This window comes from Streptomyces sp. NPDC037054 (assembly GCF_055606745.1).
This window is the reverse complement of sequence record NZ_JBVJSJ010000009.1, coordinates 233,974-256,752: the sequence shown is the minus strand read 5'-3', so window position 1 is coordinate 256,752 and position 22,779 is coordinate 233,974. Positions and strand designations below refer to the sequence as shown.

Sequence of the window (22,779 nt, the reverse complement as noted above, 5' to 3'; positions counted from 1 at the left end):
TCTCAGTCTCCGGATGAGAGTGCCCGGTGCGCGTTCCGTCGGCCCGCGTCGACCGCCTCGTGCAGGTCCGCCCAGGCCTCGGCCCGGCGTCGGGCGTTGTCCGTTTCCAGTTTGCGGGCCGTGGCGTCGCCGTCGACGCCCAGGCGTTCGAGGCGGTCCCAGAGGTCGCGGGCCGAGTGGTGGCGGCCCATCAGGGTGTCGCCGCACAGGGCGAGGCGGTGGGTGGCGGCCTCCAGGGTGGGGAGGGTCATCGCGCTGATCGTGCCCCAGGTGACGAGCCGTTCCACGTAGCGGGTGGGGCTCGCCGCCGGGTCGCGCGCGGTGGTGGCCGTCCACATCAGGCGTTGCGGGTGGGCGCCGGCCGCGGCCAGGGCGCGCCAGTGGCCGCCGCCGAACCAGTCGTCGTAGACCTGGTAGAGGAGGCAGGCGCTCGCCACGGCCGCCTCCCCGCGCAGCGCCAGTGCTTCGGGGGTGCCCAACTCCTCCAGGCGCGCGTCGACTTCGTCGTCCAGGAGGCCGACGGGCAGGGAGACGACGGAGGAGAGGACGTCGAGGCGTCGTCCGGTGGCTCGGGCGTGCAGGAGGCCGTGCACGTAGGCGTCGAGGGCCTGGCGGTAGCGCGAGACGGAGAAGACGGCGGTGACGTGCACCGGGATTCCTTCGCCGACGCACTCCCTGATCGCGGCGATTCCGTCGGCCGTGGCCGGGAGTTTCACCATCGCGTTGGGCCGGTTCACGGCGCGCAGGGTCCGTTCCGCCTCCGCGACCGCCGACTCGGGGTCGCCGACGAGCCGTGGGTCCAGGTCCATCGACACCAGGCCGTCGAGTCCGCGGGTGGCCCGGTGGACGGGCAGGAGTTCGTCGCAGGCCCGGCGGATGTCGCGCACGGTCACGGCCCGCACCGCGTCGGCGGCACAGATGTCGTCGGACGCCAGGCCGGCGAGCTGTTCGCGGTAGGCGTCCTCGGTGCGGACCGCCGCGGCGAGGGCGGCCGGGTCCGACGTGGCGCCCCGGACCCCGGTGCGCGCGACGAGGTGTGCCAGCCGCCCGGAGGTCAGGTGGCCGCGACTGAGTCCGTCCCACCACGGGGAGACCCCCTCCGCGACCAGTTCGTCCAGCTCCAGCGCGCCCGGTGGGCTCAGCCGGTCCGACATGACGGGTCGTCACTCCTTGGTGCGTCGGTCGCGGGCTCGAACATCAGGATCGAGGTTATCCAGCTGTGTTGGAGATGAACTACGGGTGACGTGGCAGATTGGCGCAAAGTGGTTCTCGCATCGACTTGATGAAGTACTGGCTATTTGACGGAGTGCGTCGATCATCATTGGCCAGACCTTTGCTCTCGGCTCAGGATCTGGAGGCGAACAGTCGGCCGGGAGTTCGACACGGAATGTCGGCGCGGCCGCTCCGTCTGCCGAGGGAGCACCATGCTCATGAGTCACGTCGCCGCCTTCGCCGTCTTCACCGAGTCCGTCGTCGGAACTGTCCGTAACTCGCTCCTCGAACGCCGTCCGGGCGCGCGCCACCTGGGCGGACGACCTGTTTTCCGGGCCCGGCCGGGGCAGGGTCCGGCCCGCGCGGCCCGTCGGGCCGCTCTCCGGCCGCCGGGCGCAATGGGGTCGCGAACGGGGCCGTGACGCGCGTTCCCGCTTTCCACCTCCGCCGCCGGCGCGGGGAGAGCGAGAAAGTCCCCTTCCGGGGTGAATAACGCTTCCATTGCAGGCGCCAATGGACTCCACCACCGGCACCGAAGTGGATTGGTCGAAACGGAAACTATTCCCGTCGACGGCGGGCCCGGACCGGCTTCCGGCCGCGGCTCATTTCACCTCCTGGAACCGCTCCGCGGCCGGCCGTCGCCTTGCGGTGTCCGGCTCGCCTTCCGGGCATCTTCCGGTTCACCTCCGAGGGCCGGTCGTCCTCCGGGAGAGCCGGCCGCGGCCCGCCGGCAGTCCCGCCGCCCCCCGGTGGGCTCCGTCCTCGACTCCCCGGTGACCGACGGCCACCGGCTCACGGCGGTGTGCCCGATCCGCCGGCCCACGTCCGACACCCGAACGGCCGCACAGATCAAGGGACTTGACCGACCCGGCGGTGGGCGCCGGAGTCACGCATCCGCCGAAGGAGACACCAGTGGACGACGCGCTGCTCGACATCCAGGACATACCGGCCCGGCAACAACCCGAGTGGGGTGATGCGGAACGGGTGCGGCAGATCAGGAGCACACTCGCCGACCGGGAGGCACTCGTCGACGCGCGGGACGTGGACACCCTGCGGTCGCTGCTGGCCCGCGTCGCCGCCGGCGAGGCCCTGGTGGTGCAGGCGGGTGACTGCGCCGAGGATCCCGCCGAGTGCACGCCGGGTTACGTCGCCCGCAAGACCGCCGTACTCGACCTGCTGGTCGGCGCGTTGAAGATGATCACGCACAAACCGGTGATCCGGGTGGGCCGCATCGCGGGGCAGTTCGGCAAGCCGCGCTCCAGCGCCACGGAACTGGTGGGCGGCGTGGAACTGCCGTCCTACCGCGGTCACATGGTCAACGGCCCGGAGCCCGACCCGGAGAGCCGGCGGCCGGATCCCCGTCGCATCCTGGGCTGCTACCAGGCCGCCCGCGAGATCATGGTCCATCTCGGCTGGCGGGACGCCGCCCGGCGGCGCTGGCTGGAACCGCCGGTGTGGACCAGCCACGAGGCCCTGATCCTGGACTACGAACTCCCCCTGGTCCGGCGCGACGAGCGGGGGCGGCTCGTCCTCACCTCCACGCACTGGCCCTGGATCGGTGAGCGCACCCGGCAGCTCGACGGCGCCCACGTCGCCCTGTTGTCGCGGGTCGCGAACCCGGTCGCGTGCAAGATCGGCCCGAACGTGACGGTCGACGAACTGCTCGGGCTGTGCGAACGGCTCGACCCGCGGCGGGAGGCGGGCCGCCTGACCCTCATCGCCCGCATGGGAGCCTCCGCCGTCGGCGACCGGCTGCCGAGGCTCGCCGCCGCCGCGCGCGAGGCGGGGCATCCCGTGATCTGGCTGACGGACGCCATGCACGGCAACACCGTCACCCTGCCCAACGGTCTCAAGACCCGCTTCGTGGAGACGATCGAGCGGGAGATCCAGGAGTTCCAGGAGGCCGTGCGCTCCGCGGGCGGCATCGTCGGCGGGCTCCACCTGGAGACGACCCCGGACGACGTCACGGAGTGTGCCTCCACCGACTCCTGTGTCGATCACGTGGCGGACAAGTACACGTCCTACTGCGATCCGCGACTCAACCCGAGCCAGGCGGTCGCGGTCGCCTCGGCCTGGCTCGGATGACCCACCGACCGGTCTCCACCGACCGATCGGTCCGCCGCCCCGCAGATCCACCGCCCCACCAACACCCCGAACGACACCACCCTGATCAGCACGTACACGGCCGGCAGCCAGACACGCAGATGAGGAGGTCCTGATGATGGACGGGAAGGTCGCACTCGTGACCGGAGCGGCGGGCGGCATCGGCGAGGCGGTGGCCCGCGCCCTCGGCGAACGCGGCGCGGTGGTTGCCGCCGTGGACCGGGACGCGGACCGGCTGCGGCGCGTGGTCGCCAAACTGCGCGCGGACGGCCTGGAGGCGCAGGCGCTCCCCGCCGACGTCAGCAGCGGCAGGGACGTCGACGCCGTGGTCCAGGAGGCGGAGCGGCGCCTCGGCCCGCTGGAGTACCTGGTCAACGGCGCCGGCGTGCTGCGGCTGGGCAACGCGCGCCACCTCACCGACGAGGACTGGGCGACGACGTTCGCCGTGAACGCCACCGGCGTGTTCCTGATGTCACGGGCCGTCGTCAACCGGATGCTGCCGCGCCGGCGCGGCGCGATCGTCACCGTCGCGTCCAACGCGGCCGCGACCCCGCGGGTGCAGATGGCCGCCTACGCCGCGTCCAAGGCGGCGGCCACGATGTTCACCAAGAGCCTCGGCCTGGAGGTCGCGCGGGAAGGCATCCGCTGCAACGTCGTGGCGCCGGGTTCCACCAGCACCCCGATGCTCACCTCGATGTGGCGCGACGAGTCCGGCCCGAAGCACACGGTGGAGGGGCAGCTCGACGCGTTCCGGGTGGGCATCCCGCTGGGCAAGCTGGCCCACCCCACGGACGTCGCGCACGCCGTCGTCTTCCTGCTCTCCGACGAGGCCTCCCACATCACCCTGCACGAACTCACCGTCGACGGCGGCGCCGCCCTCGGCGCGTAGGCCGCCCCGAGCCAAGCCGCCCCCCAGACGTCCGGCGACCAGGAGAAGAAGTCCATGGCAGGCATACCCGAGATCTCCCCCTACCCGATGCCGACGGCCGGCGACCTGCCCGGCAACGTCGCCCGCTGGTCCATCGACCCGGCCCGCGCGGTCCTGCTGGTCCACGACATGCAGCGCTACTTCCTGCGGCCCCTGCCCGGCGGCATGCGCGAGGACCTCGTGCGCAACGCCCGGCTGGTCCGCGAGCACTGCGCCGGGCTCGGCATGCCGGTGGCGTACACGGCGCAGCCCGGCGGCATGACCGACGAACAGCGGGGCCTGCTCAAGGACTTCTGGGGCCCGGGCATGCGCACCACGCCCGACGACCGGCAGGTGGTCGACGACCTGGCGCCGGCCCCCGACGACTGGCGGCTCACCAAGTGGCGCTACAGCGCCTTCTTCCGCTCCGACCTGCTGGAGCGGATGCGGGCCGCGGGCCGCGACCAGCTGGTGCTGTGCGGGGTGTACGCGCACGTGGGTGTGCTGATGACGGCCGTCGAGGCGTTCACCCACGACATCCAGCCGTTCCTGGTGGCGGACGCGGTGGCCGACTTCTCGCAGCGGCACCACCGGATGGCCCTGGAGTACGCGGCGCAGCGCTGCGCCGTCGTCGTCACCACCAAGGAGGTCCTGGCATGACCGGCGCCCCGAGCGACGACCTGCTCGGCCGGATCCTGGGCGAACGTCCCCCGGCCGCGTACGCCCTGTTGCACCGCCCCGAGACCACGGGCCCCGGCATCCTGGACGTCCTCGTCGGCGACACGGCCGAGCTGGGCTCCCTCGCCGAACTGCCCCTGCCCGGCGCCCCGGAGACGGACGGCGGCCCCCGTCACGAGGTCCTGGCGCTCGTGCCGTACCGGCAGATCGCCGAGCGCGGGTTCGCCTCTCCCGACGACGGCACGCCGCTGCTCGCGATGACCGTGGCCGAGCAGGGCACCGTGCCCGTGACGGAGGTGCTGGCCCGGATCGCGGACCTGCCCGTGAAGCTGTCCGGCGGCCGGTTCGACCTGCCGGACGAGGAGTACGCCGACGTCGTCCGCCGGGTCGTCACGGACGAGATCGGCAGCGGCGAGGGCTCCAACTTCGTCATCAAGCGCACCTACACCGCCGACATCACCGGCTACACGCCGCGGCACGCCCTGGCCGTGTTCCGGCGCCTGCTCCAGCGCGAGTCCGGCGCCTACTGGACGTTCCTGGTGCACACCGGCTCCCGCACGCTGGTCGGCGCGACCCCCGAGCGGCACATCAGCCTGCGCGAGGGCACGGCGGTGATGAACCCCATCAGCGGGACGTACCGCTACCCGTCCACGGGCCCGACCCTGCCGCAGGTGCTCGACTTCCTCGCCGACCGCAAGGAGGCCGACGAGCTGTACATGGTCGTGGACGAGGAACTGAAGATGATGGCCCGCATCTGCGACGCGGGCGGCCGGGTGGTCGGACCGTACCTCAAGGAGATGGCCCGCCTCGCCCACACCGAGTACTTCATCGAGGGACGCAGTACGCGTGACCCGCGGGACATGCTCCGCGAGACGCTGTTCGCCCCGACCGTGACCGGCAGCCCGCTGGAGAACGCCTGCCGGGTCATCAGCCGCTACGAGCCCGAGGGCCGCGGCTACTACAGCGGCGTCGTCGCGCTCGTCGGCCGTGACGCGCGGGGCGAGCGCGCCCTGGACTCCGCCATCCTGATCCGCACCGCCGACATCGCCGACACCGGCCGGGTGCGCATCGGGGTCGGCGCCACGCTCGTACGGCACTCCGATCCGGCGAGCGAGGTCGCCGAGACAGCGGCGAAGGCGGCGGGGCTGCTCGCGGCCATCGAGTCCGACGGGCCCTCCCGGTTCGGGGACCATCCCCGGGTCCGTGCGGCGCTGGAGGAGCGCAACGCCACCCTCGCCGGCTTCTGGCTGGCGGACAGCGGCCGGGACGCGCGCCCGGATCCGGCACTGATCGGGCGCCGGGTGCTGGTGGTGGACGCCGAGGACACGTTCACGTCGATGCTCGACCACCAACTGCGGTCGATGGGGCTGCGGGTGACGGTCCGCCGGTTCGACGAGCCGTACGATACGGGCGGTCACGACCTCGTCGTGATGGGGCCCGGACCCGGTGACCCGCGTGACACCGGACACCCCAAGATCGCCCACCTGCGGAGCGCCGTCCGCGCGCTGCTGGACGCGCGGCGCCCGTTCCTCGCGGTCTGCCTGAGCCATCAGACGCTCTGCGCGCTGCTCGGTTTCCCCCTGGTCCGCAGGGTGGTCCCCAACCAGGGCGTGCAGAAGGAGATCGACCTGTTCGGCGCGCCGGCACGGGTCGGTTTCTACAACACGTTCGCCGCCCGCAGCCAGGAGGACAAGGTCGACTGCGAGGGCGTGGGCCTGGTCGAGGTCAGCCGCGACGCCGACACGGGCGAGGTGCACGCCCTGCGCGGCCCGCACTTCGCGTCGATGCAGTTCCACGCCGAGTCGGTGCTCACCCAGGACGGTGTCCGCATCGTCGGCGACCTGATCAAGGAGGTTCTCGCCGACGCGAAGGGAAAGGAGCGGGGCGCCGTTGAGCAGGTTGCGCTGGCTGACCGCGGGTGAGTCCCACGGTCCCGCACTCGTCGCGACGCTGGAGGGCCTTCCCGCCGGCGTGCCGATCACCACGGAGATGGTGGCGGACCACTTGGCGAGGCGCCGGCTGGGCTACGGGCGCGGTGCGCGGATGAAGTTCGAGCGGGACGAGGTCACCTTCCTCGGCGGTGTCCGGCACGGCCTGACCCTGGGTTCCCCGGTCGCGGTCATGGTCGGCAACACCGAGTGGCCGAAGTGGGAGCAGGTGATGGCCGCCGACCCGGTCGACCCCGAGATCCTGGCCGGCCTCGCGCGCAACGCGCCGCTGACCCGCCCCCGCCCCGGTCACGCGGATCTGGCAGGCATGCAGAAGTACGGCTTCGACGAGGCCCGCCCGGTCCTGGAACGCGCCTCCGCCCGCGAGACCGCGGCCCGCGTGGCGCTGGGCGCGGTGGCACGGTCGTACCTGAAGGAGACGGCCGGCATCGAGATCGTCTCGCACGTCGTGGAACTGGCCGCGGCCAAGGCCCCCTACGGTGTCTACCCCACCCCGGGGGACGTGGAGCGGCTGGACGCGGACCCGGTGCGGTGTCTGGACCAGGACGCGTCGAAGGCGATGGTCGCGGAGATCGACCAGGCCCACAAGGACGGCGACACCCTCGGCGGCGTCGTCGAGGTCCTCGCCTACGGCGTCCCGGTCGGCCTCGGTTCGCACGTGCACTGGGACCGGCGCCTGGACGCCCGGCTGGCCGCCGCGCTGATGGGCATCCAGGCGATCAAGGGCGTCGAGGTCGGTGACGGCTTCGACCTGGCGCGGGTGCCGGGCTCCAAGGCGCACGACGAGATCCTCACCACCGACGAGGGCATCAAGCGCGCCACCGGCCGCTCGGGCGGCACCGAAGGCGGGCTGACCACCGGTGAGCTGCTGCGGGTGCGTGCGGCGATGAAGCCGATCGCGACCGTGCCGCGGGCGCTGCGGACGGTGGACGTGGTCACCGGCGAGGCCGCGCAGGCCCACCACCAGCGCTCCGACGTGTGCGCCGTCCCGGCGGCCGGGATCGTGGCGGAGGCGATGGTGGCGCTGGTGCTGGCGGACGCGGTGGCGGAGAAGTTCGGCGGCGACTCGGTCGTGGAGACGCGCCGCAACGTCACGTCGTACCTCGAGAACCTGGCCGTCCGGTGAGCCCGGCACCGCTGGTCGTGCTGGTCGGCCCGATGGGGGTGGGCAAGTCCACCGTCGGCCGGCTCCTCGCGGACCGCCTCGGCGTCGCCTACCGCGACACCGACGACGACATCGTGACCGCCCAGGGCAGGGCCATCGCCGACATCTTCGTCGACGACGGCGAACCCGCCTTCCGCGCCATCGAAGAACGGGCAGTGGCCCGGGCGCTCGCCGAACACGACGGGGTGCTCGCCCTCGGCGGCGGAGCGGTCCTCAGCCCCCGGACGCGCGCGTCGCTGGCGGGGCTGCCCGTGGTGTTCCTCGACGTGGAAGCCGCCGAGGCGGTCCGGCGGATCGGGCGGGACTCCGCCCGGCCGTTGCTGGCCGCCGCCGACCCGCACCGGGAGTGGCGCACCCTGATGGCCGCACGCCGACCGTTGTACGCCAAGGTGGCCCGCGTGGTGGTCGACACCGGCGGGCTCACACCGGAGGACGTCGCGGCGGCCGTCCTGCGGGCGCTGGTCCTGGACGGTGCCGGGGCCCGAGCGAGCGACCGGTCCGGCACGTGAGCCGACGGCTCGTACGGAACTCCCCGCCTCGCGCGAGCAGTTGCGAGGCGGGGAGTCGTCGTTCGGCCGACGGCCGTCACCGGCGGGCGGCGAGGAAGTCACGCAGCAGCCCGGTCTCCTCGGCGGTGAGCGGGAGCCCGAAAGTGGTGCGCACGGCGTGCACGGCCTCGTCGGGGGTGAGCAGGCGCAGGCGCTGCTCGCCGCTGCGGTACTCGGTCATCAGCTCGGTGTTCTTGAGCCGGTACCGCTCGTCGTCGGTGGCGCGCTGGACGACGAGCTGTCCGACGAAGGGCGAGCCGGGCCGCGTGGAGCTGACCCAGTGGGCGGCCTGGAAGTCGACGGCGTACTGGGGTTCCGTGCGGAAGGCGTAGATGTCGAACCAGCCCTCGGGGCGCCGGTACTGGAGCAGCCAGTGGCCGTCCTCGACGGTCAGCCGCCACGACCAGCCGTCGACAGTGCTCTCCGCACCGGGGCGCAGGGCGAGGGGTTCGATGAGCGCGGCGTAGCCGTAGCCGGGGTCGGCCAGCCACACGGTGTCGTCCGCGCGGACCAGCAGGGCCGTGTGGGAGCGGAAGCGGCGTTTGGCGCTGCCCTCGCGGATGCGGACCAGGAGCCGGGTGACCGGGAAGCCGAAGCGGTCCAGGGCGGCGGCGAACAGCAGGTTCGTCTCGTAGCAGTAGCCGCCGCGCCCGGCCTGGACGATCTTGCGCTGGACGGCGTCGATGTCGAGGGAGACCTCGCGGCCCAGGGCGATGTCGACGTTCTCGAAGCAGACGGAGTCGCGGTGGGCGCGGTGCAGCCCGCGGAGTGCCGCGAGGGAGGTGTCGCGGGGACCGCGGTACCCGACGCGGGCCAAGTAGGCGTCGAGGTCGAGGCGTTTGCTGCCCCATTCCGGGGAGTCGTCCACCACGAGTGGCAGACCTTGGGTGTCCATGGGTGTCCTTCCGCGGTGCGGGACGGGATGGGGTCCGGTGCGGGTGCGGCGCGCGGCGCCGGCCGGGCCCCGCGCGCCGCACCGTTGGCGTGGGAGTGTCACCACTCCACGCGGACGTCGTACTCCTTCACCCACGCGTCGAACTCGACGAGGCGCTCCATGACGGCCCGCATGCCCCACAGGCCGCCCAGTCCGGCGTAGGACTCGACGGGCTTGTCGAGCAGCTTGCGGATGCCTTCGGCCGGCACGAGGTCGAGCACGGGGGAATCGTCGAGCAGGGCCTCGACCTTGGCGCGCAGGGCCCGCACGTACTCCACGTCCTGGGTGGAGGGGTAGGGGCTCTTCTTGCGCTCCAGGACCGACGCGGGCAGGACGTGGCTCGCGGCGGCGCGCAGCAGGCTCTTCTCGCGGCCGTCGAAGGTCTTCATGGACCACGGCACGTTGAAGACGTACTCCACCAGCCGGTGGTCGGTGAACGGGACGCGGACCTCCAGGCTCGCGGCCATGCTGATGCGGTCCTTGCGGTCCAGGAGGAAGTTCTCCCAGCGGCTGATGTTGAGGTAGGTCAGCTCCCGCATCCGTGCCTCGTCGGCGGGTTCGCCGTCCAGGCGGGGCACTTCGGCGAGTGCCTCGGCGTACCGTTTGGCGACGTACTCGTCGAGGCCGAGCCGGTCCCAGAGGCCGATCTCCTTCATGGTGTCCAGGCCGCCGAGCCGGCGCCAGGCGTCGTACCAGGGGAAGGTGTCGCCCTCCACGGCCTCCTTGTCGAAGAACCAGTTGTAGCCGCCGAAGAGTTCGTCCGCGGTCTCGCCGGACAGGGCGACCGTCACCTGTTCCTTGAGGGCCTTGCACAGGTGGTAGAGGGAGTGCTCCATGTCGCCGGTGGAGATGGGCAGGTCCTGGGCGAGCAGGACGCGCCGGCGCACGTCCTCGTCCAGCACGTGGTGGTTCTCCAGCTCGACCACGACGTGTTCGGCGCCGGAGCGCCGGGCGACGTCGATCGCGTACGGCGTGTCGGGGTCCCTCCAGATGCCGTTGCCGCGGAAGGTGTCCTCGTTGTTCTTGAAGTCGATGGAGAAGGCCTTGATGCGTTCCCGCTTGCCCTGGTCGCGGAAGATCTTGGCGGCGAGTGCGGTGATGGCACTGGAGTCGAGGCCGCCGGACAGCAGGGTGCCCACCTTGACGTCGGCGACGAGCTGGCGTTCGACGATGTCCTCGAGGAGTTCGCGGACGCGGGTGACGGTGGTGTCGAGGTCGTCGGTGTGCGGGCGGGCCCGAAGTTCCCAGTAGGCGCGGGTGGTGCTGCCGCCGCGGTGGAAGCGGACGACGGTGCCGGGCACGACCTCGTGCATGCCCTTGAAGACGGCGTGGCCGGGGGTGTTGATGATGGCGAAGATCTCCGCCAGGCCCTCGGCGTCGACGACCGCCTCCGCGTCGGGGTGGGCCAGGATGGCCTTGGCCTCGGAGCCGAACAGCACGCCGTCGGGCGTCGGGTAGTAGAAGAGGGGTTTGACGCCCATGCGGTCGCGGACCAGCAGGAGTTCCTCACTGCGCGGGTCCCACAGGGCGAGGGCGTACATGCCGTTGAGGCGTTCGGCGAAGTGTTCGCCCCACTCCAGGTAGGCGTGCAGGACGACCTCGGTGTCGCTGGAGGTGCGGAACGTGTGGCCGAGGCCCGCGAGTTCGTCCTTCAGCTCGCGGTAGTTGTAGACCTCGCCGGTGTAGACGATGACGGGGAGGCCGTCGTCCTCGCCCGTGACGTGCATGGGCTGGCGGCCGCCCTCCAGGTCGATGATGGAGAGCCGGCGGTGGCCGAGGACGGCGTGCGGCGAGATCCACACGCCCCGGTCGTCGGGTCCTCGGCACGCCATGGTTTCCGTCATGGCCGACGCGGTGTCGCCGTGCGCCGACAGATCGTGGTCGTAGGCGACCCATCCTGCGAGTCCGCACATCGAAGTCCGGTCCTTTCGTTGCTGAGGATGGCGACGGCCGGGGTGAACGGCCGTGGGTGGGGGTCGGGTTCAGGACCGCGGGGCCCAGGCCGGGCGGTCCCAGTACGTCAGGGGGGACGGGGCCGACACGGGGCCGACCCGTGCCACGCGCTCGCCGCCGAGCACCATCACGGAGGGCCGGTCCGGGGTGAACACCGGCCAGGCGGGGGCGTGTTCGCTGCTCGGGGCCCGTCCGCGGGCGAAGGAGGCCACCAGGTCGATCAGGGTGTCGGAGATCCGCCGTTCCAGTGGCCCGTCCCCGTAGGCGGGCGCGTTGACGGGCAGTGTGTGCGAGCCGAACAGGAACTTCGCGACGGCCTCGTGCGGGGTGGTGCCGGCGTACGGCTCTCTGAGCGGGTGGGCGAACTCCATGAGGTACTGGGGTGCCGCGCCGGGGTCGCGTTCCCGGGCGTGCCGCTCGGCGAGCCGGACGATCCGGTGGCGGAAGAGCCCGTCGCCCCAGACCTGGGTCCACAGCGACACCGGGTCGTGCGGCAGGCCCTCCGCCTCGGCGGTCCGCCGGTAGTGGGCGATGCAGTCGTCCACGTGCTCGTCGGTGATCTTGGCGGCGCACTTCTCCAGGACTTCGCGGATCGCCGCGCGCAGTCCGGCGTCGTCGGCGGGGTGCGGGCCGGGGTAGGGGTATCCGGGGCCGGTGGTGAAGAAGGAGCCCTCGGTGCGGCAGTAGATGGGCATCATCGGGATGCGGGGGGTGGGCAGGGCGTGGTCGTAGCCGTGCATCCACCGTTCGTCCACGACCGGTCCGCGGTATTCGCGCCCGCCGCGCACGAACCGCTCGGTGGGGCTGCCGGCGTACACCTCGTCCCAGGCGTCCCGCAGTTCGGCGGCGGGTACGGCGCGCAGGCCCGGCACGGTCGTGCCGAAGCGGCGGGCGAGGTGCTCGTAGACGGCGCGGGACTCCTCGGGGGTGGTGGAACTGGCCGGTTCCCACACGTGTTTGACGCTGATCGGGACGATTCTTCTGATGGTGTCGCGCAGTTCGGGCAGGAGGGCGAGCTGCCAGGTGCTGGAGCCTCCCGCGGAGGTTCCGGAGACGGTGATGTTGCCGGGGTCGCCGCCGAACGCGGTGGCGTTGTCGCGGACCCAGTGGACGAGGGCCACCTGGTCCTGGAGGCCCCAGTTGGCGAAGGAGCCCGTGCGGGGGTCGGTGAGGTCCTCGTGGAGTCCCCAGCCGAACGCGCCGAGGCGGTAGTTGAAGGTGACGACGACCATGCGGCCGTGGACGGCGGGGCGGGCGCCGTCGTAGTCGGGTTCGCTGCCCGCGCCGAGCAGCCAGCCGCCGCCGTGGATGTAGACGAGGACCGGCAGGCTGCCGTGCACGTCCGGGGTCCAGACGTTGGCGTACAGGCTGTCCTCGCTGCTGTCGGGCAGGTAGTCGCCCTGGAGCGAGGGCGCGGCGAACTCGGTGGCGTCCCGCACGCCCTGCCACGGTTCGGGGGGCCGGGGTGAGGAGAAGCGCAGCGGGCCCACGGGCGGCGCCGCGTAGGGCACGCCCCGGAAGACGGTGAGTCCGTCGGTCCGTTCTCCCGCCACGTGTCCCGCCGTCGTCCGGACGACCACCGTGCGACTGGGCATCTGGCAAACCTCACTTCCCGACTGGGCGTTGTCGTGGGCGGGGCGGCGCGCGCCGGGAGTGGCGCACAGTGATCGTCGCTCCGGTGCCGAGCGGGCCGCCAACTGCCGGTCCCTACTCCGTCAAGTCATGCCGCGGCCGGTCCGCGCGCCGTTGGCGGCGGGCCGGCGAGGGCGTCGCCGGTCAGCAACCTGTCGGGCGGGGCGGTCAGTTGGCGGCCGACCAGGGCGCGCAGCGTGCGGTAGGCGGAGGCGTCACCGGCGAGCACACCGCCGAGCAGGATTCGTCCGTCGGGGCCGAGGACGAGCTTCGCGTAGGTGCCGGCGGTGTCGTCGCGCAGGACGTACTCCAGGGCGCCCTCGGTCTCGGCGTGGGCGTCGCCGAAGCCGGCGACGTCGACGCCGAGGAGTTTGAGCTTGGCGGAGGTGTCGGGGTCGGCGAAGGGGGTGGCGGGCCGGCCGAGGAGCTGGTCGGCGACGAGTTCGGCCATGCGGTAGCCGGGCGCGACGAGCCCGTAGGTGCGGCCCCGGACTGCGGCGCACTCGCCGACGGCCCAGACGCGCGGGTCGTCGGTGCGGCAGCGGTCGTCGACGAGGAAGCCGCCGCGGTCGCCCGTGGCGAGGGCGGCGGGTCCGGCGAGTTCGTCTCGGGGGCGCACCCCGGCGGAGAACACGACGAGGTCGGCGTCGAGGGCGGTGCCGTCGGTGAGGGTGACGCCGGCGACACGGCCGTCGGATCCGGCGTGGACGGTGCGCACGGCGGTGTCGCAGTGCACGCGCAGTCCGAGGTCGCCGACGAGCCGGGCGAGCACGCGCGCTCCGCCGTCGTCGAGTTGGACGGGCATCAGGCGCGGTGCGCGTTCCACGACGTGCGGGCGCACGCCGAGGAGCCGCAGGGCGTTGGCGGCCTCCAGGCCGAGCAGGCCGCCGCCGACGACGACGCCGTGGCGTCCCTCGCGGGCCGCGGCGCGCAGGGCGTCGAGGTCGTCGAAGGTGCGGTAGACGAAGCAGCCGGGCAGGTCGTGTCCCGGTACGGGCGGCACGAACGGCCGTGAGCCGGTGGCGAGGACGAGCGCGTCGTAGGCGGTGGCGGTGCCGTCGGCGGTGGTGACGGTGCGGGCCCGCCGGTCGATGCCGGTCGCCGGGGTGGATGTGCGGACGTCGACCAGGGGGTCGGTGAGGAAGGCGTGGTCGGCGAGGGTGAGGTCGGCGGCGCTCTTGCCCTCCAGGTAGGAGGACAGGGCGACGCGGTTGTAGGCGGGGCGGGGCTCCTCGGCCAGGACGACGACCCGCCAGGTGCCGTGCCGGTCGTGGGTCCGCAGGTGTTCCACGAGGCGGTGGCCGGCCATGCCGTGGCCGACGACCACGAGGGTGCGGGGTGTGCGGGTCATGGGTCGTCGTTCCCTCCGGTGGCCGCCGCGAGGACGAGCCGCACGTCGTCCGTGCAGCCGCCGCAGCCGGTGGTGGCCCGGGTCGTGGCGGCGATCCGCGGCAAGTCGCGGGCGCCGGCGCGCCACGCGCGGAGCAGGTCGGCCTTGGTGACGTGGTTGCAGTGGCAGAGCACGGCCTCGTCGGGCAGTTCGACGCAGGCGGGTCGTTCGGTGGCGGCGGTGCCCAGCAGGAGTCCGAGCCGGTCGGACGGCACGGGCAGGCCGCGTTCGTGGAGCCGGACGAGCGCGGCGGTGGCGCGGGGCAGGCCGACGAGGACCGCGCCGAGGATCGTCTCGCCGGCCAGGGCGAGACGGGCGTAGCGGCCCCGGGCGGGGTCGGACAGGGTGATGTGCCGGGTGGCGCCCGGGGGTTCGGGCGGGCCGAGGCAGGCGAGGTCGATGCCGGGGGCCTTCAGCCGTACGGCGGGCCGGGTCGCGCGGTGCCGGGTCGCGTGGCCGGCGAGGACGCGGGCGAGGGTCTCGGCCTGGTCCCAGGCGGTGGTGACGAGGCCGGGCACCTCGCCGTCGTACTCGGCGCAGTCCCCGACGGCGTGCACGCGCGGGTCGCTCGTGCGCAGCCGGGGGTCGACGACGACGCCGGTGCGGACGGTCAGTCCGGCGTTCCGGGCGAGCGTCGTGTCGGGCTGGACGCCCGTGCACAGGACGAGCGTGTCGGCGCGGAGGATCTCGCCGTCGTCCAGGGTGAGTTTGCCGGGCCGGTACCCGGCTGCTGCGCGCCGCAGCCGCAGTCGGGCGCCGCCGGTCCGGAGGTGGTGGGTGAGCAGGCCGCCGGCCACGGCGTCGAGCCGGTCGTCCATGGGGTGGGGTCCGGGGTGGACGAGGGTGACGTCGCGGCCGTGGCGCAGCAGGGCGAGCGTGGTCTCGGTGCCGAGGACGCCGCCGCCGAGCACCACCACGGGTCCGTCCGCGATCCGTTCGCAGTCGGCGAGGGTGCGCAGGGCGGTGGCGCCCGGGGCGAGGTGTCCGTCGGCGGTGCGGAGGCCCGGCAGGGGCGGGGTCCGGGGCCGGGCGCCGGTGGCCAGCACCAGTCGGTCGTAGGGGTGGGTGTCCCCGTCGTCGGTGCGGACCTGGCGGCGGGCGGGGTCGACGGCGGTGACGGTGACGCCGGTGCGGACGTGGACGCCGTCGGGGGGCGCGGGCAGGGTCAGGTCCGCGGCGGTGAGGGTGCCGGCGAGGAGGGACGTCAGCAGCACGCGGTTGTACGCCGGGCGCGGCTCGGCGCCGAGGACGGTGACCGGGCCGCGGTGGCCGTGGTGGCGCAGGCGCTCGGCGAGCCGGTGGGCGGCGGGGCCGTTGCCGACGACGACGATCCGGTCGGAGGCGGGGGCGGTCACGGCGGGCCTCATGACGCGTCGGTGCCCGGTTCGACGCGCACGGCGCAGACCTTGAACTCGGGCATCCCGCTGCGGGGGTCGAGGGCGGTGCTGGTGATCAGGTTGGCGCGGCCGGCGCCGGGATAGTGGAACGGCAGGAACACCGTGTCCGTGCGCATGCTGCCGACCAGGCGCACGCGGGCGACGGTGGTGCCGCGGGCCGAGGTGACGCGGGCCGGTTCCCCTTCGCGGAGTCCGGCGCGTTCGGCGGTGTCGGGGTGGATCTCCACGAACGGTCCTGGTGCGGCCTCGTCGAGTTCGGGCACGCGGCGGGTCTGCGCGCCGGACTGGTAGTGCGCGAGGACGCGGCCGGTCGTGGCGTACAGGGGGTGGTCGGCGTCGGGGGTCTCGGCGGGGTCGCGGTGGTCGACCTCGGCGAACCGGGCCCGCCCGTCGGGGTGTGCGAAGCCGTCGAGGAAGAGTCGGGGCGTGCCGGGGTGCGGTGCGCCGGCCGGGGTGTCCGGGCAGGGCCAGTGCAGGGCCTCTCCCGCGTCGAGGCGGTCGTAGGTGATGCCGGAGTAGTCGGCCTTGCCGCCGCTGGAGGCGCGGCGCAGTTCTTCGAAGACCTGGCGGGGTGCGGTCGGGTAGCGGTCGGCCGGCTCGCCGAGCCGGACCGCGAGGCCGTGCAGGACGTCGAGGTCGGTGCGCACGCCGTCCGGCGGCAGGCGCAGCCGGCGGCGGCGCAGGACGCGGCCCTCCAGGCTGGTCATGGTGCCCTCCTCCTCGGCCCACTGGGCGACGGGGAGGACCACGTCGGCCGTCCGCGCGGTCTCCGACGGCACGAAGTCGGCGACCACCAGCAGATCGAGCGAGGCCAGCCGGGCGCAGACGTGCGCGGCATGGGGCGCCGACACGGCGGGGTTGGAGCCGAACACCAGCAGGGCGCGCGGGCCGCCGTCCGTGCCGAGGGCGTCGAGCAGCTCGTAGGCGCTGCGGCCGGGGCCGGGCAGCGTGTCGGGGTCCACGCCCCAGACGCGGGCGACGTGGGCGCGGGCCGCCGGGTCGGTGATCATGCGGTAGCCGGGCAGCTGGTCGGTTTTCTGGCCGTGCTCGCGTCCGCCCTGTCCGTTGCCCTGTCCGGTCAGGCAGCCGTAGCCGTTTCCGGGGACGCCGGGCAGGCCGAGGGCGAGCGCGAGGTTGATGAACGCCGCGGCCGTGTCGGCGCCCTTGCTGTGCTGCTCGGCGCCGCGGCCGGTCAGCACGTAGGCCCGGCGGGCCTCGCCCAACAGCCGTACGGCGGCCCGCTGTTCGGAGGCGGGGACACCCGTGACGCGTTCGACGCGCTCGGGCCACCAGGTCACGGCGCGCCGCCAGGCCGCGTCGAACCCGGTGGTGCGCCGCTCGACGTACTCCTTGTCGCACCAGCCGTCGCTGACGGCGATGTGCAGCAGGCCGAGTGCCAGCGCGAGGTCGGTGCCGGGCACCGGTTGCAGGTGCAGGGCGGCGCGTTCGGCGGTCCTGGTGCGGCGCGGGTCGACGACGACCAGGTCGGCGCCGTCCAGGTGCCGCATGAGCGGGGGCATCGTCTCGGCGGGGTTGGCGCCGGCGAGGAGGATCGCGTCGGCGGCGCCGAGGTCGGACACGGGGAACGGCAGTCCGCGGTCCAGTCCGAAGGCGGCCGTCCCGGCGGCGGCGGCCGAGGACATGCAGAACCGGCCGTTGTAGTCGATCTGGCTGGTCCGCAGCGCGAGCCGGGCGAACTTGCCCAGCAGGTAGGCCTTTTCGTTGGTCAGGCCGCCCCCGCCGAACACGGCGACCGCGTCCGGGCCGTGCTCGGCGCGGATGCGGAGCAGGCGCTCGGCGACGGTGTCGAGGGCCGTGTCCCAGTCGGCCGGGACGAGGCGGCCGGCCCGGTCTCGCACCAGTGGCCGGCGCAGCCGGTCGGGGACGTCGAGGAGGGCGGGCGCGGTCCAGCCCTTCTGGCACAGTCCGCCGTCGTTGACGGGGAAGTCGGAGGGCTCCACCACGGTGCCACGCGCGTCGTGGCCGAGGCGCGTGCCGCACTGCAGGGCGCAGTACGGGCAGTGGGTGGCCACGCTCGTGCCCGGCGCGGTGTCAGGCACGGGTGGCCTCCGACGACTTGGCGGTGCCGCCCCCGGCCCGGCCCGCGTTCCGTGTCGCGCGCGGCGGGGTGCCGTGCGGGGTGTCGCGCAGGTAGACGGCGCGGGTGACGACGACGCACAGGGCGTAGAAGGCCAGGAAGGACGAGAAGGCGGGTTCGGCGCTGCCCTGGCTGCCGAAGGAGGCCCGGAAGACCAGGTTGACGGCGACGCCGCCGAGCGCGCCGACGGCACCGGCGATGCCGATGGCCGCCCCGGTCAGGCGCCGGGCGCGGGCGAAGGCCTCGGTCGCGTCGTCGCCCGCGGTGACGGCGGCCTCCGCCTGCCGGGCGAAGACCACTGGGATGAGTTTGTACGTGGAGCCGTTGCCGAGGCCGCTGAGCACGAACAGCACCGTGAACGCGGTGACGAACAGCGGGAGCGACTGGTGCACGGAGGCCACCAGCAGCAGGCAGGTGCCCGCGCCCATGGCGAGGAAGTTCCAGAAGGTGACGCGCGCTCCGCCCCAGCGGTCGGCGAGCCGCCCGCCGAACGGCCGGGACAGCGAGCCGAGCAGCGGCCCGAGGAAGGTGTATCCGGCCGCCTCCAGGGGCGTGGAGCCGAACTGGTTCTGCAGGACGAGACCGAAGGCGAAGCCGTAGCCGATGAACGAGCCGAAGGTGCCGAGGTACAGCAGCGAGATCCACCAGGTGTGCTCGTTGCCCGCCGCTTCCCGCAGGGCGCCCCGCACGGGCGGTCCGGTGTCGACGTTGTCCATGCCGAGCGCCGCGAGGAGGGCGGCGAGGGCGATCAGCGGCAGGTAGGCGGCGATCACGTACGCGGGGTGGGTGTCGCCCGCGGTGGCGATCACGAGCAGTCCGGTCAGCTGGATCACCGCGACGCCCAGGTTGCCGCCGCCGGCGTTGAGGCCGAGTGCCCAGCCCTGGTGCCGGCGGGGGAAGAAGTGGGCGATGTTCGTCGTGGACGAGGCGAAGTTGCCGCCGCCGACGCCCGCCGTGGCGGCGACGAGCAGGAACACCCACAGGGGCGTGCCCGGCCGTTGGACGAAGTACAGCGCCAGAAGGGCCGGTACGAGCAGCAGGACCGAGCTGAAGACGGTCCAGGTGCGCCCGCCGAACCGGACCACGGCGTGGCTGTAGGGCAGCCGCAGCAGCGCGCCCACCAGCGTGGGGGTGACCACCAGCAGGAACTTCTCGCTCGGGGCGAAGCCGAGGCCGATGTCGGGGGACATGAACAGCACCAGGACCGACCACATGCTCCAGATCGAGAACCCGATGTGTTCGGAGAGGATCGACAGGACGAGGTTGCGGCGTGCCACGTGCTTGCCGGTGCGCTCCCAGAACTCCTCGTCCTCCGGGTCCCAGTGCTCGATCCGGCGTCGGGAGACGCGCAGTGCCGTCATCGGGGCAACTCCTCGGCTGGGGGCGGCGGCCCGACGCGTGACGTCGGGCGTCCTGCGGGGGGTTGGAGGGGCGCGGGCCCGCGGGAGGGGGACGGGCCCGCGCCGCGAAAGGGGCGGCGCGGGGGCCGGGGCTACTTGTCCTCTTGCTCCGCCTTCAGCAGCCGCGCGAGCTCCAGCCGCTTGATCTTGGTGGTGGCGGTCTGCGGCAGGTCGTCGAGCTTCCACTGCACGGGCTCCGCCATCGCGGGCAGCCCGGCCACGGCGGACTTCCACGCCTTGAGGTCGAGCGGCTTGTCGTCGCGGGTGCAGACCACGGGCACCGGTTTGCCGGTGTCGTCCGGGACGATGATGACCTCGACGAGTTCCGGCATCCGCGCGAAGAGGGTGTCCTCGATCTCCAGGGTGCTGTCGATGCCCTGGATGTGGTCGACCTCCCGGTCGAGCAGGTGCAGGCAGCCCCACTTGGTGCGGTAGCCGAGGTCGCCCATGCGCCACCACTCGCCGTCGGCCTGCTTCTCCCAGCGCTCGTGCTCACCGAGGTAGGTGACGATCCGTCCGTCGGAACGCACCTCGATGTACCCGGGGTTGGCCTTGGTGGGCCGCCTGCCGTCCCGGCTCACCACGCGCACGCCGGTCATGCCGGGGAACGGGGAGCCCACGCAGCGGCCGTCGGCGTCCGCGCCGCGCTTCTTGGAGTAGGTGCGCCCGGCGATGGGGCCGACCTCGCTCTGCCCGTACATCTGGACGAACTGCGGCGACTCGCGGCGGGAGGCGCTGAGCATCAGGTGCACGGTGCGCGGGTGGATGGCGTCGAAGGTGCTGCTGAAGTACTTCACGTTCGCCAGCGGCCGGCGCGGGTCGTCCACGAGCACCTCCCAGCGCAGGAAGGTGTTGGGGTGGGCCTCGATCAGGCCGGGCGGCGCCTGCCGGAACACCTCGGCCACGACGTCGGGTTCGTCGTCGCGGAGGATGATCAGCGGGTGGCCCTGGAGGATCGTGATGGGCATGGCCGTGAACATCCGCGAGTGCACGAAGGACACGTGGATGGCGATGGGTTCGCTGCGGCCCACGAGGGACGCCACGGTGCCCTGGGGGCGGTAGCGGGCCTGGAAGGTGCGGCCGGTGTGCACCGCCAGCTTGGGTGTGCCGGTGGTGCCGGAGGTGTGGGTGACCAGCGTCGGGTGGTCCGGGGGCATGGTCACCGGCGCGACCCGGGTGGCGCCGGCGAGCGAGGCGAGGGTCGTCGCCCGCTCGTGGCCGCCGGAGGCCAGCAGGACCTGCCGGGTCAGGTCGAAGACCCCGGCGGGCAGGTGGTGGTCCAGCTTGTCCTGGTCGGTCACGAGGTGCGGCCGGTCCACGCGGCGCACCAGTTCGCACACGGTCGCGCCGTCCAGCTTCGGGGACAGCAGGACGGGTACGGCGCCGATCCTGGCGGTGGAGCAGGCCAGGAGGGTGATGTCGAAGCCGTCGGTCTTGTGGACGACGACGCGTTCCCCGGGCCGGACGCCGGCCGCCCACAGCCGGGAGGCCAGGTCGTCGACGAGGTCGGCGACCTCCGTCAGCGTCATGCGGCGCCCGCGCTCCGGAGCGACGTCGAGTTCATGGTCGAGGATCACGGGATTCGCCGGGTGCCGGGCCGCCGCCCGGTCGAACAGTGTGCCCAGCCGAATTCCCTTGTTTCCGATGCGCTGCAGAAACATCTGCCCACCCTCTCGTCCGCCGCGACTGTTCATCAGCCTGCGGCAGGCTGTCTGAATACCAAATGTCGATGCGGTCACCGGCAGACAATGTCACCGCTTTTCGATGACATCCTTGATGCGCCGCAGGGTGGCGTCGAGGTCCTGTTCGAGCTTGGCGGTCCAGTCCGCGACGAACCGCTTCCGGTCGTTCTCGTCCAGGTCGGCGACGATCTTGTGGATGCCGGCGGTGGCCCGGCCCATGCGGAAGTGGTGGGTGAGCACGCAGGCGTCGCCGTCGGGGGCCATGTCGAAGCCCCAGATGCTCTCCTGGTCCTCGCGGGCGTGGGTGAGCATCATCCACTGGAAGGTGCGGCCGGGCTCGGCGGCGGTGACGCGGCACTCGGTGTGCCAGACGCCGCGCACGAGGGGCGCCCAGGCGACCACGTCCTCGCTGCGGAGGTTCTCGCCGCGGAAGACGGCCCCGACGGTCGACGGTTCGCCGGACACCCATTCACCGCCCCGGCATTCCGGGCTCCATTCGGCGCTGCGCGGCAGATCGCTGACGACGGAGTACACCTCGAGCGGCGTCGCGGAAACGTGAATGTCGGCGCGGAGTTCGAACAGCGGGGAGGTTTCGATGATTGACTGAGTCATGTCCGGAATTCTGCCAGGGGGTGCCCTGCGCCGGTCAAAGAGCGGCTTTCTTGTTTGTCAGGTCAGAATTCCCGCATTTCACCGGCGCGCGGTCCGGCGACGTATTTCAAGCCATGCCGTCCGTGCCGAGGACGAGTTTTCCGCTCACCTTGCCCTCCTCCAGCCGGCGGTGTGCCTCGGCGGCGTCGCTCAGGTGCAGCCGTTCGACCGCCCGGGGCCTGAGTCTGCCGTCGGCCACCAGCCGGTTGACGGCGCCGGCCGCCTCGGCGAGTTCACCGGCGGTGGCGTGGGAGATGGCGAAGCCGAGGACGGAGCGGTCCCGCAGGTAGAGCGGCCCCACGGGCAGCACCGGCCGGGAGCGCATGCCGGCGAGCAGCACGATCCGGCCCCGTCCGGCGAGGAGGTCCACCGCGGTCTCCAGGTCGTTGGCGCCGGAGGTGTCGAAGTAGAGGTCGACGCCCGCGGGGGCGGCCTCGCGGATCCGGCCGGGCACGTCGGGGTCCCGGTAGTCGACGACGTGGTCGGCGCCGATCCCCCGGCAGTACTCGGCGTCCCGCGCGGAGGCGGTGGCGACGACCCGGGCGCCCGCGGCGGCGGCCATCACCACCAGGGCGCTGCCCACGTTGCCGGCCGCGCCGGCGACGACGACGGTCTCGCCGGCCCGGAGCCGTCCGTGGGTGAACAGGCCGAGGTGGGCGGTCGCGGCGGGATGGGCGAGGGCCACGGTCTCGTACGGGTCGGCGCCCTCGGGCAGGTGGTAGAGCCGGTCGACGGGCACCAGGACCTGCTCGGCGGCGGCGCCCTGGCGTCCGTCGTGGCCGAGGCTGTTGCACCACACCCGGTCGCCGGGCCTGAACCGGTGCACGCCCGCGCCGACTTCGGCGACGGTGCCGGTCAGGTCCCGGCCGATCACGAAGGGGAAGGTCAGCGGGGTGCGCCAGGCTCCCGAGCGCACGAAGGTGTCGACGTGGTTGACGGAGACGGCCGTGACGTTGACCAGCACGTCGGTCGGGCCCGGCTCCGGCACGGGCAGATCGCCGTAACGGATGACGTCCGGAGATCCGAGCTGTTCAATGTAGGCAGCACGCATCATGGTCAGGGATTCTGGCAAAGCCGCTC

The 22,779-nt window shown here is 73.0% G+C and carries 17 protein-coding genes; 6 read left to right on the top strand and 11 right to left on the bottom strand.

The genetic code is table 11. The annotated features are described in order from the left end of the window. Positions 1-2: 2 nt before the first annotated feature. Positions 3-1,154 carry a transaldolase family protein gene (locus ACZ7D7_RS22805; protein WP_470826531.1) on the bottom strand — a complete coding sequence of 384 codons (1,152 nt, stop codon included), beginning with the start codon at positions 1,152-1,154 and terminating at the stop codon, positions 3-5. 970 nt (positions 1,155-2,124) lie between these two features. Between ACZ7D7_RS22805 and ACZ7D7_RS22800 the strand changes: the two genes are divergently transcribed. From ACZ7D7_RS22800 to ACZ7D7_RS22775, 6 genes are all read left to right on the top strand, one after another. Beyond that, the gene (locus tag ACZ7D7_RS22800; protein ID WP_470826529.1) at positions 2,125-3,297 is read left to right on the top strand and encodes a 3-deoxy-7-phosphoheptulonate synthase; all 1,173 of its coding nucleotides are present in this window, start codon (positions 2,125-2,127) and stop codon (positions 3,295-3,297) included. Between the two features lie 136 nt (positions 3,298-3,433). Further along, complete coding sequence (locus tag ACZ7D7_RS22795) at positions 3,434-4,204, top strand: 2,3-dihydro-2,3-dihydroxybenzoate dehydrogenase (protein ID WP_470826659.1); 771 nt, start codon at positions 3,434-3,436, stop codon at positions 4,202-4,204. Between the two features lie 54 nt (positions 4,205-4,258). Continuing rightward, positions 4,259-4,882, top strand: a complete 624-nt coding sequence (locus ACZ7D7_RS22790; protein ID WP_470826528.1) for an isochorismatase family protein — start codon at positions 4,259-4,261, stop codon at positions 4,880-4,882. Then, positions 4,879-6,822 (top strand): anthranilate synthase family protein, encoded by a 1,944-nt coding sequence (locus ACZ7D7_RS22785; RefSeq protein ID WP_470826527.1) that lies wholly within the window; start codon positions 4,879-4,881, stop codon positions 6,820-6,822. The genes ACZ7D7_RS22790 and ACZ7D7_RS22785 overlap by 4 nt, the downstream gene beginning before the upstream one ends. Next, a complete protein-coding gene (gene aroC / locus ACZ7D7_RS22780) occupies positions 6,791-7,975 on the top strand; it encodes a chorismate synthase (RefSeq protein ID WP_470826526.1) in 1,185 nt (394 codons plus the stop codon). The genes ACZ7D7_RS22785 and aroC overlap by 32 nt, the downstream gene beginning before the upstream one ends. Beyond that, complete coding sequence (locus ACZ7D7_RS22775) at positions 7,972-8,523, top strand: shikimate kinase (protein ID WP_470826525.1); 552 nt, start codon at positions 7,972-7,974, stop codon at positions 8,521-8,523. The genes aroC and ACZ7D7_RS22775 overlap by 4 nt, the downstream gene beginning before the upstream one ends. Positions 8,524-8,599: 76 nt before the next feature. Here the strand turns inward: ACZ7D7_RS22775 and ACZ7D7_RS22770 are convergent, their stop codons facing one another. The 10 genes from ACZ7D7_RS22770 to ACZ7D7_RS22725 all read right to left on the bottom strand — a co-directional run bounded on the left by ACZ7D7_RS22770 (position 8,600) and on the right by ACZ7D7_RS22725 (position 22,750). Further along, positions 8,600-9,457, bottom strand: coding sequence for an arylamine N-acetyltransferase family protein (locus ACZ7D7_RS22770; RefSeq protein WP_470826524.1), 858 nt, complete (start codon positions 9,455-9,457; stop codon positions 8,600-8,602). A 98-nt stretch (positions 9,458-9,555) separates the two neighbouring features. Beyond that, entirely contained in the window at positions 9,556-11,409 is a 1,854-nt protein-coding gene (gene asnB / locus ACZ7D7_RS22765) for an asparagine synthase (glutamine-hydrolyzing) (protein WP_470826523.1), read from the bottom strand. Between the two features lie 69 nt (positions 11,410-11,478). Next, positions 11,479-13,044 (bottom strand): carboxylesterase/lipase family protein, encoded by a 1,566-nt coding sequence (locus ACZ7D7_RS22760; protein WP_470826522.1) that lies wholly within the window; start codon positions 13,042-13,044, stop codon positions 11,479-11,481. Positions 13,045-13,169: 125 nt separating this feature from the next. Then, positions 13,170-14,432, bottom strand: a complete 1,263-nt coding sequence (locus ACZ7D7_RS22755) for an FAD-dependent oxidoreductase (RefSeq protein ID WP_470826520.1) — start codon at positions 14,430-14,432, stop codon at positions 13,170-13,172. Further along, the gene (locus ACZ7D7_RS22750; protein ID WP_470826519.1) at positions 14,429-15,838 is read right to left on the bottom strand and encodes an FAD-dependent oxidoreductase; all 1,410 of its coding nucleotides are present in this window, start codon (positions 15,836-15,838) and stop codon (positions 14,429-14,431) included. Before ACZ7D7_RS22750 ends, ACZ7D7_RS22755 begins: the two co-directional genes overlap by 4 nt. Further along, positions 15,835-17,928, bottom strand: a complete 2,094-nt coding sequence (locus ACZ7D7_RS22745; RefSeq protein ID WP_470826517.1) for a molybdopterin oxidoreductase family protein — start codon at positions 17,926-17,928, stop codon at positions 15,835-15,837. Before ACZ7D7_RS22745 ends, ACZ7D7_RS22750 begins: the two co-directional genes overlap by 4 nt. Then, entirely contained in the window at positions 17,921-19,327 is a 1,407-nt protein-coding gene (locus tag ACZ7D7_RS22740) for a nitrate/nitrite transporter (RefSeq protein WP_470826515.1), read from the bottom strand. The genes ACZ7D7_RS22745 and ACZ7D7_RS22740 overlap by 8 nt, the downstream gene beginning before the upstream one ends. Before the next feature lie 131 nt (positions 19,328-19,458). Then, complete coding sequence (locus ACZ7D7_RS22735; protein ID WP_470826514.1) at positions 19,459-21,027, bottom strand: class I adenylate-forming enzyme family protein; 1,569 nt, start codon at positions 21,025-21,027, stop codon at positions 19,459-19,461. 90 nt (positions 21,028-21,117) lie between these two features. Then, complete coding sequence (locus tag ACZ7D7_RS22730; protein WP_470826513.1) at positions 21,118-21,660, bottom strand: SRPBCC family protein; 543 nt, start codon at positions 21,658-21,660, stop codon at positions 21,118-21,120. 106 nt (positions 21,661-21,766) lie between these two features. Further along, on the bottom strand, positions 21,767-22,750 hold the full coding sequence (locus ACZ7D7_RS22725; RefSeq protein ID WP_470826657.1) for an NADPH:quinone reductase: 984 nt from the start codon (positions 22,748-22,750) through the stop codon (positions 21,767-21,769). Positions 22,751-22,779 lie beyond the last annotated feature (29 nt).

Excerpts from the sequence above, each read along its gene's own strand:
- ACZ7D7_RS22805 (WP_470826531.1), bottom strand. The coding sequence starts at position 1,154 with ATGTCGGACCGGCTGAGCCCACCGGGCGCGCTGGAGCTGGACGAACTG.
- ACZ7D7_RS22795 (WP_470826659.1), top strand. The coding sequence starts at position 3,434 with ATGGACGGGAAGGTCGCACTCGTGACCGGAGCGGCGGGCGGCATCGGC.
- ACZ7D7_RS22790 (WP_470826528.1), top strand. The coding sequence starts at position 4,259 with ATGGCAGGCATACCCGAGATCTCCCCCTACCCGATGCCGACGGCCGGC.
- ACZ7D7_RS22785 (WP_470826527.1), top strand. The coding sequence starts at position 4,879 with ATGACCGGCGCCCCGAGCGACGACCTGCTCGGCCGGATCCTGGGCGAA.
- ACZ7D7_RS22770 (WP_470826524.1), bottom strand. The coding sequence starts at position 9,457 with ATGGACACCCAAGGTCTGCCACTCGTGGTGGACGACTCCCCGGAATGG.
- asnB (WP_470826523.1), bottom strand. The coding sequence starts at position 11,409 with ATGTGCGGACTCGCAGGATGGGTCGCCTACGACCACGATCTGTCGGCG.
- ACZ7D7_RS22760 (WP_470826522.1), bottom strand. The coding sequence starts at position 13,044 with ATGCCCAGTCGCACGGTGGTCGTCCGGACGACGGCGGGACACGTGGCG.
- ACZ7D7_RS22755 (WP_470826520.1), bottom strand. The coding sequence starts at position 14,432 with ATGACCCGCACACCCCGCACCCTCGTGGTCGTCGGCCACGGCATGGCC.
- ACZ7D7_RS22750 (WP_470826519.1), bottom strand. The coding sequence starts at position 15,838 with ATGAGGCCCGCCGTGACCGCCCCCGCCTCCGACCGGATCGTCGTCGTC.
- ACZ7D7_RS22740 (WP_470826515.1), bottom strand. The coding sequence starts at position 19,327 with ATGACGGCACTGCGCGTCTCCCGACGCCGGATCGAGCACTGGGACCCG.
- ACZ7D7_RS22735 (WP_470826514.1), bottom strand. The coding sequence starts at position 21,027 with ATGTTTCTGCAGCGCATCGGAAACAAGGGAATTCGGCTGGGCACACTG.
- ACZ7D7_RS22730 (WP_470826513.1), bottom strand. The coding sequence starts at position 21,660 with ATGACTCAGTCAATCATCGAAACCTCCCCGCTGTTCGAACTCCGCGCC.
- ACZ7D7_RS22725 (WP_470826657.1), bottom strand. The coding sequence starts at position 22,750 with ATGCGTGCTGCCTACATTGAACAGCTCGGATCTCCGGACGTCATCCGT.